The 14,654-nt window shown below is 43.8% G+C and carries 14 protein-coding genes and 1 pseudogene; 4 read left to right on the forward strand and 11 right to left on the reverse strand.

Going from position 1 to position 14,654, the window contains the following annotated elements; genetic code table 11:
• A partial coding sequence (locus tag IYQ92_RS05595) for an IS3 family transposase (protein ID WP_133162783.1) occupies positions 1-96 on the forward strand: 96 nt, incomplete at its 5' end.
• A gap of 62 nt (positions 97-158) precedes the next feature.
• Here IYQ92_RS05595 and IYQ92_RS05600 read toward each other — a convergent pair.
• The 4 genes and pseudogenes from IYQ92_RS05600 to IYQ92_RS05615 form a co-directional block, all read right to left on the reverse strand.
• Positions 159-722 (reverse strand): annotated as a pseudogene (locus tag IYQ92_RS05600) (DpnII family type II restriction endonuclease); the annotation flags it as partial.
• Between the two features lie 615 nt (positions 723-1,337).
• Complete coding sequence (locus IYQ92_RS05605; protein ID WP_195675748.1) at positions 1,338-2,057, reverse strand: Sir2 family NAD-dependent protein deacetylase; 720 nt, start codon at positions 2,055-2,057, stop codon at positions 1,338-1,340.
• Positions 2,058-2,155: 98 nt separating this feature from the next.
• Complete coding sequence (locus IYQ92_RS05610) at positions 2,156-2,791, reverse strand: VTT domain-containing protein (protein ID WP_195675749.1); 636 nt, start codon at positions 2,789-2,791, stop codon at positions 2,156-2,158.
• 1 nt (position 2,792) lies between these two features.
• Positions 2,793-3,398 (reverse strand): phosphatase PAP2 family protein, encoded by a 606-nt coding sequence (locus IYQ92_RS05615; protein WP_195675750.1) that lies wholly within the window; start codon positions 3,396-3,398, stop codon positions 2,793-2,795.
• Positions 3,399-3,730: 332 nt separating this feature from the next.
• Here IYQ92_RS05615 and IYQ92_RS05620 point away from each other — a divergent pair, with 332 nt between their 5' ends.
• From IYQ92_RS05620 to IYQ92_RS05630, 3 genes are read left to right on the forward strand one after another with little or no spacing between them, the layout of a single operon-like run.
• Positions 3,731-3,859, forward strand: a complete 129-nt coding sequence (locus tag IYQ92_RS05620; RefSeq protein WP_195675751.1) for an SPJ_0845 family protein — start codon at positions 3,731-3,733, stop codon at positions 3,857-3,859.
• 6 nt (positions 3,860-3,865) lie between these two features.
• Positions 3,866-4,771 carry a permease gene (locus IYQ92_RS05625; protein WP_195675752.1) on the forward strand — a complete coding sequence of 302 codons (906 nt, stop codon included), beginning with the start codon at positions 3,866-3,868 and terminating at the stop codon, positions 4,769-4,771.
• On the forward strand, positions 4,768-5,580 hold the full coding sequence (locus IYQ92_RS05630; RefSeq protein WP_195675753.1) for a TIGR03943 family putative permease subunit: 813 nt from the start codon (positions 4,768-4,770) through the stop codon (positions 5,578-5,580). Before IYQ92_RS05625 ends, IYQ92_RS05630 begins: the two co-directional genes overlap by 4 nt.
• A 441-nt stretch (positions 5,581-6,021) precedes the next feature.
• Here the strand turns inward: IYQ92_RS05630 and ftsY are convergent, their stop codons facing one another.
• The 7 genes from ftsY to IYQ92_RS05665 form a co-directional block, all read right to left on the reverse strand.
• A complete protein-coding gene (gene ftsY, locus IYQ92_RS05635; protein WP_195675754.1) occupies positions 6,022-7,386 on the reverse strand; it encodes a signal recognition particle-docking protein FtsY in 1,365 nt (454 codons plus the stop codon).
• Complete coding sequence (locus IYQ92_RS05640) at positions 7,386-8,210, reverse strand: Cof-type HAD-IIB family hydrolase (RefSeq protein WP_195675755.1); 825 nt, start codon at positions 8,208-8,210, stop codon at positions 7,386-7,388. Before IYQ92_RS05640 ends, ftsY begins: the two co-directional genes overlap by 1 nt.
• A complete protein-coding gene (locus IYQ92_RS05645; RefSeq protein ID WP_195675756.1) occupies positions 8,210-9,007 on the reverse strand; it encodes a Cof-type HAD-IIB family hydrolase in 798 nt (265 codons plus the stop codon). The genes IYQ92_RS05640 and IYQ92_RS05645 overlap by 1 nt, the downstream gene beginning before the upstream one ends.
• Before the next feature lie 97 nt (positions 9,008-9,104).
• A complete protein-coding gene (gene smc / locus IYQ92_RS05650; protein WP_195675757.1) occupies positions 9,105-12,644 on the reverse strand; it encodes a chromosome segregation protein SMC in 3,540 nt (1,179 codons plus the stop codon).
• 7 nt (positions 12,645-12,651) lie between these two features.
• Entirely contained in the window at positions 12,652-13,338 is a 687-nt protein-coding gene (gene rnc, locus IYQ92_RS05655) for a ribonuclease III (protein ID WP_195675758.1), read from the reverse strand.
• A 120-nt stretch (positions 13,339-13,458) separates the two neighbouring features.
• Entirely contained in the window at positions 13,459-13,824 is a 366-nt protein-coding gene (locus tag IYQ92_RS05660) for a YbaN family protein (RefSeq protein WP_195675759.1), read from the reverse strand.
• Between the two features lie 17 nt (positions 13,825-13,841).
• Positions 13,842-14,651 (reverse strand): MBL fold metallo-hydrolase, encoded by an 810-nt coding sequence (locus tag IYQ92_RS05665; protein WP_195675760.1) that lies wholly within the window; start codon positions 14,649-14,651, stop codon positions 13,842-13,844.
• Positions 14,652-14,654: the final 3 nt, after the last annotated feature.

The following is a 14,654-nucleotide window of genomic DNA, read 5'->3' on the forward strand; positions in this document are numbered from 1 at the left end:
ATTGTAGACTATATTGATTATTACAACAACAAACGAATTAAGGTAAAATTAAAAGGACTCAGTCCTGTGCAATACAGAACTAAATCCTTTGGATAAATTAAATGTCTAACTTTTTGGGGTCAGTACAAATTTACCGTTTTTATTTGCCTTTCTGTTATTTATTTTGTGAGTAAATCAGCTAAAAAGTCTTCTTTGAGCATGTTTAAATTAAAGATATTAGTTATATGCCCAAAAGCTTCAGAAAGTGGAAGATGAGCAGTCTTCCATCCCTGACCATCTGTAACCCAAACAAATTCAACATTATCATTTGAAGTAACTACGAACTGACTTAACTCTGTAAACTCACCAGCTACTGCTTTAAGCTTACTTCCGCCACCACCATAATAGTTTGTCTCAACCAGCCAAACTTTATGTTGTTCTTTTGAATAAATTGCTACATCAAAGCGACGTTCTGATTTATCAACAGGAACCTCAATATTCCAATTGTCTTTAATAAAAGGGGCTGTTGTTTGTGCTTTCCATTCTAAACCAAGTGTTTCAGAAATTTTAGCGACATGACGCTCTAAAATACCTTCCATAGTTGTTCCGCTACGATTTTTTCGAGCATTGCTGTCTAATCCAGCTTCAACTCCGTAAACATAATCTACTAACGAACGATTAGCTTTGTTTTGTAGAAAATCCAACAATCCAGATTTCTCAATAAAATCAACATAGTTTTGGATTACTATTAAGTGTTGATTTCATAGCCTATATTATACCACATAATTGATAGCACAATATGAACAGAGTATCTACCTGAAAATCCGATGTCTATAACTAACATTTTTACATTGAGAATAACTAACTTATAATAAACAAATCCCCTAAGTACCACACCTAGGGGATTGTTCATTATGAAAGAGTGAACCTACTCGAATTTACAAAATAACACTGTATTTAAACCGAATCTAGCTGGAGTCAGAAAAATGACATAGTATTTAAACTGAATCTGAGCGGATCCAAAAAAATATCATGGTATCTAAACTGAATCTGAACGGATTTAGAAAAATAACACTGTATTTAAACTGAATCTGACTGGAGTCAGAAAAATGACATAGTATTTAAACTGAATCTGAGCGGATTTAGAAAAATAACACTGTATTTAAACTGAATCTGAACGGATTTAGAAAAATAACACTGTATTTAAATTAAATCTGACGAGATTCAAAAAAATATTATTGTATCTAAAGTGAATCTGATTGGATTAAAAATCAAAATTGACGATAGCATAAAAACACTATCGCCTTCTTTCATTCCTATTCTGATTTATTTTGCAATTCAAAAGTCTGTCAATTTCCTCACCCCTCAAAAAACTCCCTAAAATCCGCCTGCACAAAGTTAATATCAGGATACAAGCTAGCCACTTCGTTCTTCGTCTTATCAATCCAAATAATCTTGCTCGATTCTTGTTCCAACACCAAGCCAGCCAGTGGATAGACTTGCAGCGTTGAGCCAATGACGATGATGAGGTCACTTGCGCTAAGCCATTGCTGAGCTAGGGAAAAATTCCGACTATCAATAGCATCGCCATACAAGACAATCTGTGTATCAACATGGTCTGCTAGGATATCTAAAGTGTTGTCGTAGGTTTTCCCATGAGTATGGCTAAAAATCGCCTTATCATCTCTCAAATCAATTTCCTGCCAGCAAATTTGACAAAGTCCCACGTCCGCCTTGCCATGAAATTCAACGATTTCTTCTGAACCAGCTCTGCGATGAAGACCGTCAATATTCTGCGTGATGACAGGCACTTTCTGCCTAGCTATCCAATCATGCACCTTGTTAAGTTCGATGGCTTGTAGAAATTGTTTCCTATGCCATTGCCAAAAGGCCTTAGGATAGGCTTGGAAAAATGGGCGCGACAAGACTTCACGCGCTTCAAAAGACCTACCTTTGATAGTCAAGCCCTTCATTGTCGTGTAATCTGGCACCCCAGACAAGGTAGACACGCCCGCTCCCGTCACAATGACAGGCTGCTGTGCACTTCTGATAAGTTCTTCAAGATTTTTTTGATTCATAACAGTACCTCTCCCTCATTATACTACTTCACAAAGGTTCTGGGCATGAAAAAAACGGGCACCTAGCCCGTTGGTTTTGGTAAATAGCTTGCGCTAGCTCATTTTTTCTTCATAGACTTAATGCCTGAGATAATCATTGGCAAGAGTGTGACAAAGACAATAGCTAAAATAATGGTTGAGAAATGCGCTTTAACAAAAGGAATATTTCCGAAAAGATAACCTGAGCCCGTCGCAATCAGCGACCATGACAAGGCTGCGATAAAGGCTCTTTTAACAAAGACAGCTGGTGGTAATTGGCTGATACCAGCTACAAATGGCACAAAGGTCCGCACGATGGGAATATAACGTCCTAAGATAATAGCGGCAGCGCCTTTTTCCTCAAAATACTTCTCAGCATTCTTGATGTTTTCCTCTTTGATAAAGCGCCCGAGAAACTTATGATTGACCAAACCATAACCACAGTGACGACCAATCATGAAGTTGCAATAATCCCCTAAGAAGGAAGCAAAGAAGAATCCAACTCCAAAAATAAGGGCGCTGAAGGACATGTTAGGATTGGCTGCCAAAGCTCCCGCTGCAAATAATAGGCTGTCCCCTGGTAAAAATGGGAGAATAACAGCACCCGTTTCTATGAAAATAATCAAGAACAATAAAAGATAAGTCCAATTCCCCACCGAATTAGCCATGGAAAAAATGTGTTGGTCGATATGCAGAATAAAATCTATTAAAAACATGTTACTTCTCCTTGCTTCTGTATGATTGGTAGATACCGTAAGCACCTAGACTGAGTAAGATAGAGCCAAGAATATCTGTTGGAAAATGGTCACGCAGGTAAATACGAGACAACATGACAAGAAGACTGAAAATCGCTACCAAGATGCGGATAGTGACATGACTAGCCTTTGGCAATTTGCTAGTGATACTATAGACAGTAAAAAATAGCAGAGTGGCACATAAACTATGCCCACTTGGAAAACTAAAACCAGTGTCAGCTAGCAGTTGATGGCTGGGACGTTGACGTTGGAAGAGATACTTAAGCACCAAACCCAAAGCACTGGTTCCAAAATAAAAAGCAAAGAGCTCAATCAATCGTCCTAGGTGTTTAAACTGAGTAAGGAGGATAAGCAGTAGAGTAAGAATGGTTAGTACCAAGGGACTTCCGACCGCAGTCATCACTTTTGCAAAAGAAATCACTCCTTGTGAAACCATATGAGAGAGGCTTGTAAAAATCAGCTGGTCAAATCCCGTCATCAAAGGAAATCTGAAGGTCACTCCAAGTCCTAAAATGATAAAAAGTCCCCAAGAAACAAGCGTTACTAGTCGATGTTGTTTAAAAGTCATTAACAATTACCTTTTTTCTTTCTGAAAAGAGTATAAATCATTTTCAAGAAAAAGTATAGGATAAATCAAGTCAAGACTGTGGCAAAAGTGTAAGAAATGCGATTAATTGGTCACAAATAAAAAATCCATGCTATACAAACGACACTTTAGACAGAGTTGTTTGTATAGCATGGATTGAAAATAATGCGAACTAAGTGAGCCCTATCGGATATTTTCGCCGTAGTGGTTGGCTCACTTCGTTCGCTTTCATCTGCACTCAACGCTACTTCTATATACCATAAATGTCCATTTGATAGTATAATGGTAATATCATATAGAAAAGAGGTGCCTTTATGGCTATTACGCATAAACGTCAAGATGATTTGGAAAGCATGTTTGCTAGCTTTGCCAGTGTTCCGAAACCTAAGGTTAAGGGTGGGAAACCTAAGGACGGGGACAAGGAAAATAAGAAGAAAGATTAAGTCTCTATGGCCATTTTCAATCAACTCCCCAGCAGTGTGCTTCAATGGTTTGCAGTTTTCATGTCCATTATCATTGAAGCCCTGCCTTTTGTCTTGTTAGGAACTATCCTATCTGGCTTCATTGAGATTTACATCACGCCAGATATTGTCAATCGCTTCCTGCCTCGAAATAAGTTCTTGCGGATTTTATTTGGGACTTTCGTTGGTTTTGTTTTTCCATCTTGTGAATGTGGGATTATTCCTATCATTCATCGCTTTTTGGAGAAAAAGGTGCCCTCCTACACGGCGGTGCCCTTTCTAGCGACAGCTCCTATCATCAATCCCATCGTTCTCTTTGCCACCTATTCGGCTTTTGGAAATTCGGTTCGTTTTCTCATGTTGCGCTTAATTGGGGCAATTTTAGTTGCTATTGTTCTGGGATGCTTACTTGCTTTTGTTGCGGATGAGGATATCCTTAAGGACTCTGCAATAGTTAGTCACGTGCATGATTACTCCGATAAGAAATGGTATCAAAAAGTATTTCTAGCGCTAGCCCATGCCGTCGATGAATTTTTCGACACTGGTCGCTACCTGGTCTTTGGTACAGCAGTAGCGTCAGCCATGCAGATTTATCTGCCAACGAGAGTGCTGACCACTATCGGGCACAACCCGCTCATGGCTATTTTGATTATGATGTTGCTGGCCTTCATCTTGTCGCTTTGTAGTGAGGCGGACGCCTTCATCGGGGCGTCGCTGCTCTCAACCTTTGGCGTGGCTCCCGTCATGGCTTTCTTGCTGATTGGGCCCATGGTGGACATCAAGAACCTGCTCATGATGCTCAAGTCCTTTAAACTGCTCTTCATCGTGCAATTCATTTCGGTGTCTGTCGTGATGATTGTGGCTTACTGTCTTCTTGTGGGGGTGGTTGGATGATTCGATTTTTAATTTTAGCGGGTTACTTTGAGCTGACCATGTACTTGCAGATTTCTGGCAAGCTCGACCAGTACATCAACATGCACTACACCTATCTGGCTTATCTGTCCATGGTGCTGTCCTTCATCCTAGCTGTGGTTCAGCTTATCATTTGGATGAAAAACCTCAAGTTACACAGTCATTTGTCTGGGAAAATAGCCAAGCTGACAAGTCCGCTCATTCTGGTCATTCCAGTTATGGTTGGGCTCTTGGTGCCGACTGTTTCCCTCGACTCAACCACCGTTTCAGCCAAGGGCTACCATTTCCCACTAGCTGCCGGCTCAACGGGAACGGTCAGTCAGGACGGAACGACCGTACAGTATCTAAAACCAGATACCAGCACCTATTTCACCTCAGCTGCCTATGAAAAAGAAATGCAGTCTGAACTGAAAAAATACAAGGGTAAGGGTAAACTGACCATCACAACCGCCAATTACATGGAGGTCATGGAGCTGATTTACCTCTATCCCGAAGAATTTCTCAACCGCGACATCGAGTACGTCGGCTTTGTCTACAACGAACCTGACCACGCGGGCTACCAATTCCTCTTCCGTTTTGGTATCATCCACTGTATCGCTGACTCCGGAGTCTATGGTCTTCTGACCACAGGCAACACGCATAACTACAAGGACAACACTTGGATCAGGGCTACCGGCCGCCTCCAAGTCGAGTACAACCAATCTCTGCAACAAAACCTCCCAACCCTCCACATCAGCAACGCCCAAACCATCGATAAACCAGACAACCCTTACGTCTACCGTGTTTTTTAGGTTTTTGGAAATAGCAGAGCTGAATATAATGTTATACCACCCTAACCTTGACTGGTTGGGGTGGTTTTTAAGTAGCTTTCTGTTGATGGAATGGTCGTCAGCTGTGCTGAAATGCTCTCGCTATTTGAACAATACTCGTCAGCAATACTGAAAGACTCCCGCTACTTGGACAGTACCCATCAGCAGTGCTGAAGCTTTAACGCAACTTGGATTCTATCCGTCAAAAATTGTGACGACTTGCTGTAACTCTGATTCTACTCGTCAAAAATTGTGACAGCTTCCCGCAACTCTGATTCTGTCTATCAAAAATTGCGACGACTTCTCGCAATATTGATTCTGCCTGTCAAAAATTGTGACGGGTTTATTATTTCTATCAGAAGACTAGGTAGAAAAAAAGACACAAAAAAGCAGAAAAGTTCTCACTCTTCTGCTCTGCCATTCCTAAAGAACCCCTTCCAAAAGACCACGCATGAAGTCTTCGGAGTTAAACTCACCGATGTCATCAATCTTTTCACCGAAGCCGATGAATTTAACAGGAATATCCAGTTCTTGGCGGATAGCAAGGACGACACCACCTTTGGCAGTTCCGTCAATCTTGGTCAAAATGAGACCTGTCAGCGGGGTGATTTTTGAAAATTCCTTGGCTTGGCTGAGGGCGTTTTGACCAGTTGAGGCATCCAGTGCGAGGAGGGTTTCATGCGGTGCATCTGGCACCACGCGCTTGATGATGCGACCAATTTTTTCCAGCTCTGCCATGAGGTTGTCCTTGTTTTGCAGGCGACCAGCTGTGTCAATCAGAAGGATATCAACCTTTTCAGCGACAGCTTTTTCCATACCGTCAAAAACCACGCTGGCTGGGTCAGCCTTTTCAGATCCAGTCACCACTGGCACGTCAACACGGCGGCCCCACTCAACCAGCTGAGCGACGGCACCTGCACGGAAGGTATCGGCGGCCACCAGCATGACTTTCTTACCTTCGTTTTTGTACTTGTGAGCCAGTTTGCCGATAGAAGTCGTCTTACCAACCCCGTTGACACCGACAAAGAGCATGACAGTCAGGCCGTCCTGGAAGTTGATTTTCTCATTATAGACGCCATCTTTTTCGTAGATGTCCACCAGCTTCTCAATGATGACACGCTTGAGGTCGTCCACCTTCTTAGCATTTTCCAGCTTAGCTTCATAGCGGAGGTCTTCGGTCAGCTGCGTCGCCACATTGACCCCAACATCAGAGAGGATGAGCATCTCTTCCAATTCCTCAAAAAAGTCCTCATCCACACGGCGAAAGTTGGCTAGAAAAGCATTGAGGCGGGCGCTGAAACCAGTTCGCGTCTTCCTGAGGCTGCGGTTATACTTGTCCTCAGTCGTTTCTTGAGGTGCTTCCTCCACCACTTCTTCGCTAGCGTGGGCTGACGCCGTTGCCACTTGCGCTTCTGGTTTAACAAAAGTCCCATCGGCAATTTGTTTTTCAATGGCTGCGCGTTTGGCATAATAATCCGCCATGAAGGCCTCGGCAGCTGCGTTGTTAGACCTTTTCTCACTCTCAGATTCAGCTGACGCCTCCTCAGAACTTGCTAGGTCGCTTGCCACGTCGAACTCTGAAACCACTTCTGACTCTGAAGCGACAGCAACTGCTTCACTGCTTGCCTCGGAGCTGCTTTCTGAGTTTTCTTGACTTGATTCTGATGCTTGGACAACTGATTCCTCAGACACTTCTGATGAGCTATCAACAGTTGATTCGACAAGTTCCTCGCTGGTTTCTTCCTGACTGCGCTCCTCTTTTCCAAATAATCGGTCAAATAATCCCATTAGTTTTCCTCACTTAATATGTACTTTTCGATGGCTTCTGCCACTCCTGATTGGTCGTTAGTTCGGCTGGTTACTGCATCAGCTGTCTCCTTGGCAATGTCAACGCCGTTAGCCATAGCAACTCCTAGCCCTGCCCATTTTAGCATAGAAAGGTCGTTAGCCTCGTCGCCCATGGCCATGACATTGCTGGCGCTGAGATCAAGATGCTGGGTGAGAAGATCCAAGCCAAAGGCCTTGTGAACACCCTTAGGCATAATCTCAAAAATGATTTCCCGCGACTTGAAGGCTTCAAAATCCTGATAAAGACTAGCTGGTAAAAGCTGCAACTGCTGGTCCAAATAGTCCTCGTCCGTCACCGTCACCACCTTGTTGTAAGGAATGTCCAAAGGAATCTCCTCAAAATCCTCCACCTCAACAAAGTCAAGCAAGGGATTGGCTTCGTGGTAGCGAGATGACACTCCACGGGATGGCAAGCTGTAAACAATCCCTTCGCTGAGCACATCAAATGGCAGAGCCAAAGGTTCTAAAATAGCATGAATTTGCTTTAGTTGCTGGCGCGTTAGGGCTGATTTGTCGAGGATTTCTCCAGTGTTGCGTTGCACCAAGCCACCGTTAAAAGTGATGGAGTAATCATCATCTGAAACCAAGTCTAGGTCTTCTAAGAGGGTTCCGATGGCTCGTAAAGGGCGTCCAGTTGTGATGACAATCTTGACCCCCTTTTTCCTTGCAGCTCTAAGCGCAGCCTTATTTTCAACCGTCACTTTCTTAGCGCTATTAAAGAGCGTCCCATCCAAGTCCAAAGCTAAAATCTTAATGTCTGCCATCAGTCCACCAATCCTTCCATGTAGGTCATGACCACCTCGTCTGCGTGATTACCGATAACTTGGTCAGCGGCTTCCTTGATTTCCTTGCGAGCATTGGCTGTCGCAATGGCTGTTCCAGCCCATTCAAGCATCTCAAGGTCATTGAGATTATCACCAAAAGCCAGCACCTCTTCTGCCTTGATGTCATACTTCTCACAGAGATGGGCAAGCCCCGTACTCTTATCAACGTGATTAAGAATAATATCGATAGACTTGAAACCAGTCGTCACAGCTGTCGCAAAAGGAATGGCATCATTGACCCAGGCCTCCCCTTCACGAACCGTTTCTGCTGTGAAATTAGCTGTCAATTTGAAAATCAGGTCATCCACTTCTTCAAAAGAAGCCACGCGCTGCACCTTATCATAATATTTCTTAGCAAAATCAACGTATTCATCGTCCGCATCAGCGTGGACATAAGCACCATTTTTTCCTGACAAGAGGTAGTCGTGTCCGTGAAGATAGGGACTTTCGACCAACTTATTGGCGATGTCGATGTACTGTTTCTTTGTCAAATGTTCTTCATAGACCAGTTCGCCAAATAAAACGACAGCGGAGCCATTTTCCGCGATAAAAGCCATCTGGTCTTTGAAATCTGCAAAAAGACTTTTCAGAGCCAGCAGAGAGCGACCACTCGCCGCCGCAAAAATGATGTCCTGCTCCTTAAATTTAGCCAAAACACCAGCCAAACGCTCTTTATCATATGTCCCATGGGCGTCCAAGAAAGTCCCGTCCATGTCTGTTGCTACTAATTTAATCATTTCGTCTCCTTAATAAAGGGTTCACATTACCATTTTACCATAAATTTGCGTCATATGAAAAACAGAGGAAGGAATCCTCTGCTTTCTTAAATTTTCATCAGTTTGTCATGGCTTCGGCTTCCTTGAGTTTGACTGAGACAATCTTGGACACCCCAGATTCTTGCATGGTCACGCCATAAATGCTATCAGCGGCAGCCATTGTTCCCTTACGGTGGGTCACGACGATGAACTGGCTAGACTTGTCGAAACGATTGAGATAGTCACCAAAACGCTTGACATTAGCTTCATCCAGCGCCGCCTCCACCTCGTCTAAGATGACAAACGGAATGGTTTTGACGCGGATAATGGCAAATAGCAGAGCTAGAGCCGAGAGAGCCTTCTCCCCACCTGACATAAGGTTGAGAGATTGAATCTTCTTGCCTGGCGGTTGCACGGAAATCTCAACCCCAGCTGACAAGAGGTCACCCTCTGTCAAAATCAAATCGGCAGATCCGCCACCAAACATTTGCACAAAGGTCTGTTTGAAGGACTCACGAATGGCATCGAAGGTCGTCTTGAAGCGACTCTTCACCTCATCATCCATCTCGCCAATGGTCTCCAAAAGCAGATTCTTAGCGTGCACCAAGTCCTCTTTCTGCGTGTTCAAGAAAGACAAACGCTCATTGACCTCATCAAACTGCTCGATAGCATCCAGATTGACAGGACCCAGCGCCTTAATGCGACGCACCAAATCTTTCAGGGTTTGACGCGCCAGCTCACTATTTTCCAAAGAAATAGCTTGCGCTCTTGCCTCATCCAGACTCATTTGATAATCTTCAGCCAACTGTCTTGCAAAGCCAAGAAGTTTCTCTGAAACTTGCGACACCTGTGCTTCCACTTGCGCCTGCTGACGAATAAGTGTTTCATTCTTAGAGGTCTCTTTCTGCAGTTGCTCATCCAAATCCTCCAGCTGAGCTTCCACGTCTTCTAATTCAAAGCGCAAGCGAACCGTAGCACTCTCATCGTCTTCCTTACGCTCGGTTGCTTGTTTGAGTTGGTCTACTAATTTTGGCAAGTCAGACTCATCTAGTTGGCTTGCTTGGTCTGTTAGCAACTGGCGTAGCGCAGCCATTTCACGATTATTTTCAGACAAAGTGATTTCAAGACGGGCCAATTCCGCTGAACCAAATTTTCGCTCGCTAGTCAATTCACGCTCCGTTAAGCGAGCCTGAGACAATTTTTCAGTCAAATCAGCGACAGTCTGCTGGATAGAATCCTTGTCCTCCTTGATTTGATTGATTGAGGCAGTCAGCTCAGCTTTTCTAGCTTCAATCTGCTCTAAGTCCGCCTGCAAATCAGCTTTTTTCTGCTCAAAATCCTCGGTATCAACCAGCCCAGCCTCTTTCTGCAAACCTTGATAAAGCTGGTTCAAGTCCGCCAAACGACTGGCAAACTGCTGGTACTCCAAGTCCGCCTTCTGCTCTTGCAGACGAGCCTGCTCCCCGTCAGCCTTGAGCCCCGCCAAGTCCATTTGCTTACGCTTGAGACTTTCTTGCAGGTCACTGACTTCTTTTTCTTGGGATAATTGCTGAGCTTGCAGCTTGTTCAATTCCTCTTTAAGACTGTCAAGTTCAGGCTTGATAAAGATAGTATTATTCTGACGGCTAGCGCCACCTGAGAAGGAACCACCTGGACGCAACTCTGTCCCGTCCAAAGTCACCAAACGCACCTGATAATTGAGACGACGCTCAGCACTATTAGCATGGTCAATCGTATCAAAAATTGCCGTCATCCCCAAAATATTTTGGAAAATATTGCTCAATCGCGCATCATAAGTAACCAAGTCACTAGCAATCCCAAGAAAACCTTGTGAAGTCTGCAATGTCGTTAAATGGTGGTCCCGCAATTCACGCGCTTTAATCGTTGTCAAAGGCAAGAAGGTCGCACGCCCCTGACGATTTTTCTTCAAGAAAGCGATAGACCGCTTAGCAGCCTCCTCATCTTCAACGATGACGTGCTGACTGCTACCACCCAAAGCTATTTCAAGAGCTGTTTGATAATCTTGGTCAAAACTCAAATGCTCACTGACTGCGCCAATAATACCACCGATTTGACCCTGCGCCTGCAAAACCGACTTAACCCCAGCATAGAAATTACTGTGATTTTTCAAAATCGACTCTAAACTGCTGATGCGAGCCTGCTTAGACTTAATGGCATCCAGATTGTCAAATAAAGCAGATTGCTTGGTCTTGTAGTCCTGCTCCATAGCCTGCGCAGCCTGTGCTTCAAGCTGGTAGGCGTCTAAGAGAGATTTTACTCGCTCCTTACTAGCTTCAAAGGTCACCAAGGCTTCTTTGGCGCTAGTTCGCAAATTTTCCAAGTTGTCTTTGACTTGTTTCAACTCTTGCGAACGCGCTTCTGAGGCTTGTTTTTGATTGTCCATATCGGACACCAAAGCCGTCAAAGCATTTGAGGTGTCCGCTTCTTTTTGCATGAGCGCGACAAATTCTTCACGCAGTTGCTCGATGATTTGGTCTGGGTCTGTTGAAAAGCGGGCTAACTCTGCTTCGAGTTCAGCCATGGTCGCCTTAGTCGCCGATAACTTGTCAGCAAGTTGCGCTAACTCTTGGTCTTTAGCCTCAATATCAGCCGTCAAACCTTCCCGAGCTTGCTCCAAATCTGACAACTGCTTGCCTGCCTCCGCCTGCTTCTCAGCCTTCTGAGTCGAAGCCAACTGCAAGAGATCAATTTGACGCTCCAAATCAGACTTGAGACGGGTTACTTCCAGCAAGTCTGCCTGCTTACGCTCCAAGTCTTGCGAAACCTTCTGGCGCTGATTTTTCAGACTAAGATTTTGATTTTCCAGTTTCTGGCGTTGCTCATAGTAAGCTGACAAATCCGCTTGAACGCTAGCCAAAACCTCCTTGTGCTGACTCAAATCTGCCTGATTTTTCAAGATGTCTTCGACAAGGATAGCTAGGTGTAATTGCTTGCGCTCCTCTTCGAGGACCAAAAATTCCTTCGCTGTCGCGGCCTGCTTTTCCAGTGGCTTAACCTGCATGTCCAACTCATAAATAATATCATCCAGACGATCCAAGTTATCCTGGGTCTGGTTGAGTTTGGTCTCGGTTTCTTTCTTACGTGTCTTGTATTTGAGGACACCAGCTGCTTCTTCGAAAATCGCTCGGCGTTCCTCTGGTTTACTATTAAAAATAGCTTCGACACGCCCTTGAGAAATAATTGAAAAAGAATCACGTCCAAGCCCCGTATCCATAAAGAGATCATGAATATCACGCAAACGAACCTTGCGACCGTCAATCAGATACTCACTATCACCGCTACGATAAATGCGACGTTCAACACGAATCTCATCATTTTCCCCAGCAATAAAATGATCGCTGTTATCCAAAACAACCGTCACTTGTGCATAATTAAGCGGTTTACGATTTTCAGTCCCCGCAAAGATGACGTCGGGCATCTTGCCACCACGAAGGTTTTTAGCAGAGGATTCCCCCAAAGCCCAGCGAAGACTTTCTGTGATATTAGATTTGCCTGAACCGTTGGGACCAACAACCGCTGTCACGCCCCGATCAAATTCAACCTTTGTCTTGTCTGCAAAGGACTTGAAGCCCTGCATTTCAATTTCTTTTAAAAACATGTCGTCCTCATGACAGTGCAGCTAAAGCTTTTTTAGCAGCATCTTGTTCGGCAGCTTTCTTAGATTTCCCAATTCCCTTACTCAACTCGTCTCCATTGGCAGAAACCGTCACTTCAAAGGTCTTAGCGTGGGCGGGACCACTTTCGTTAGTAACATGGTAGTCAATTTGAACATCACCTTTAGCCTGCAACAGTTCTTGAAGGCTGGTCTTGTAGTCTTTCACACGCTCAAAATTCCCTTTTTCAACCTGTGGAATCATAACATGAGAAATAAAGTTTTGCACTGTGTCAACACCCTTATCAAGCAACAAAGCACCCAAAAAGGCTTCAAATAAATCTCCAAGGATGGTATCGCGGTCACGACCACCAGATTTTTCTTCACCGTTACCGAGTTTGATGTAAGCATCAAAACCACACTGACGGCTGAAACTTGCCAACGACTCTTCACGAACAATCATTGAGCGCATCTTAGACAAATCCCCTTCTGCCTTGCGTGGGTACTTGATAAATAAATACTGTGAAATTAAGAGTTGAAGAACGGCGTCTCCTAAAAATTCCAGACGTTCATTATGTGAAATGTTTAGGAGGCGATGTTCATTTGCGTATGAGGTATGAGTAAAAGCTGTCTCCAACAGCGTTTTATCAGTAAAGACAATCCCATAGTCCTGTTTTAATTTTACTTCTAGTTGTTCCATAATGTCTCCTTAATTCTGTGCCGTTCTCCAAGAAACGGTCTGTTTTATTATAGCATATTTTACTAGCCCCTTCTACAACTAGGACAGAAATTGACAAAAGAGCAGGAGGCTCTCCTACTCTTACTCTTCTTTATCAGGCACCACCTTAAACAGACAATAGGTTCCAATAGCCGTGCAAATTAGAAGTCCAATCTTGAGAAACAAATGTGGTGCAAAATAAATCGAAATCCCCATCAACAGGTATATTTGCCAAATCATCTTTTTCTTTTGCTCAGGCGCAATGCTGCGCGTTTCTGCAAAATCTGAAACATAATAGTCATAGACCTTCGTTTGACGCAACCAAGTGTTGAAACGGTCCGAAGACCTTGAAAAACAAAAGCCAGCCAACAGTAAAAGCGGTGTCGTCGGAACAACCGGGAGTACAATTCCCGCAAGTCCAAGTGCAAGGCTAATAAAGCCAGTAATTATTAAAACTGTCTTTTTCATTTAATCCTTAGTTATCATTAAATTCTTGTTAATGGTGTTGCCGTATCTGGTGAGGTGTCAAAAACAGTGAAGTCTTTTCCAACACCGAAATCAGCACGCATCAATTGATTTTCCATAGTCATGTGGGCTAGTTCTTTGATGTTATTTTCCTTGCTCAAATGCCCCAGATAAATTTTCTTGGTGCGATTACCGATGGTGCGAATCATGGTTTCAGCGCCATCTTCATTGGAAAGGTGCCCTTTATCAGATAAGATACGTTGCTTGAGACTCCAAGGATAAGCTCCCGAACGCAGAATCTCGATGTCATGGTTAGACTCAATCAAGTAACCGTCAGCATTTTCAATCAATCCAGCCATACGGTCACTCACATAGCCTGTATCTGTCAACATGACAAAACTCTTATCGTCTTTCATGATGCGGTAAAATTGAGGGTCAACGGCATCATGACTGACCCCGAAACTTTCAATATCCAAGTCACCAAAAGTCATCATTTTTCCACGTTCAAAGACATGTTTTTGGGCGGCATCAAGTTTCCCAATCATGTTGCGGTCATCCATAATTTTCCAAGTCTCTTGGTTAGCATAGACATCCAAATGATACTTGCGTGCCAGCACGCCAACCCCCTTGATGTGGTCTGAATGCTCATGGGTTACCAAAATGGCATCCAAATCTTCAGGGCTACGGTCAATTTCAGCTAAAAGGCTGGTAACCTTCTTTCCAGTCAACCCCGCATCAATCAAAATTTTCTTCTGAGGCGTTTCCACATAAAAACAGTTTCCGCTTGACCCAGACGCTAAAATACTATATTTAAATCCCGTTTCAGACATTTT

The sequence above is a fragment of the Streptococcus sp. HF-1907 genome (assembly GCF_015594605.1).
In the GTDB taxonomy this organism is placed as follows: Bacteria; Bacillota; Bacilli; order Lactobacillales; family Streptococcaceae; genus Streptococcus.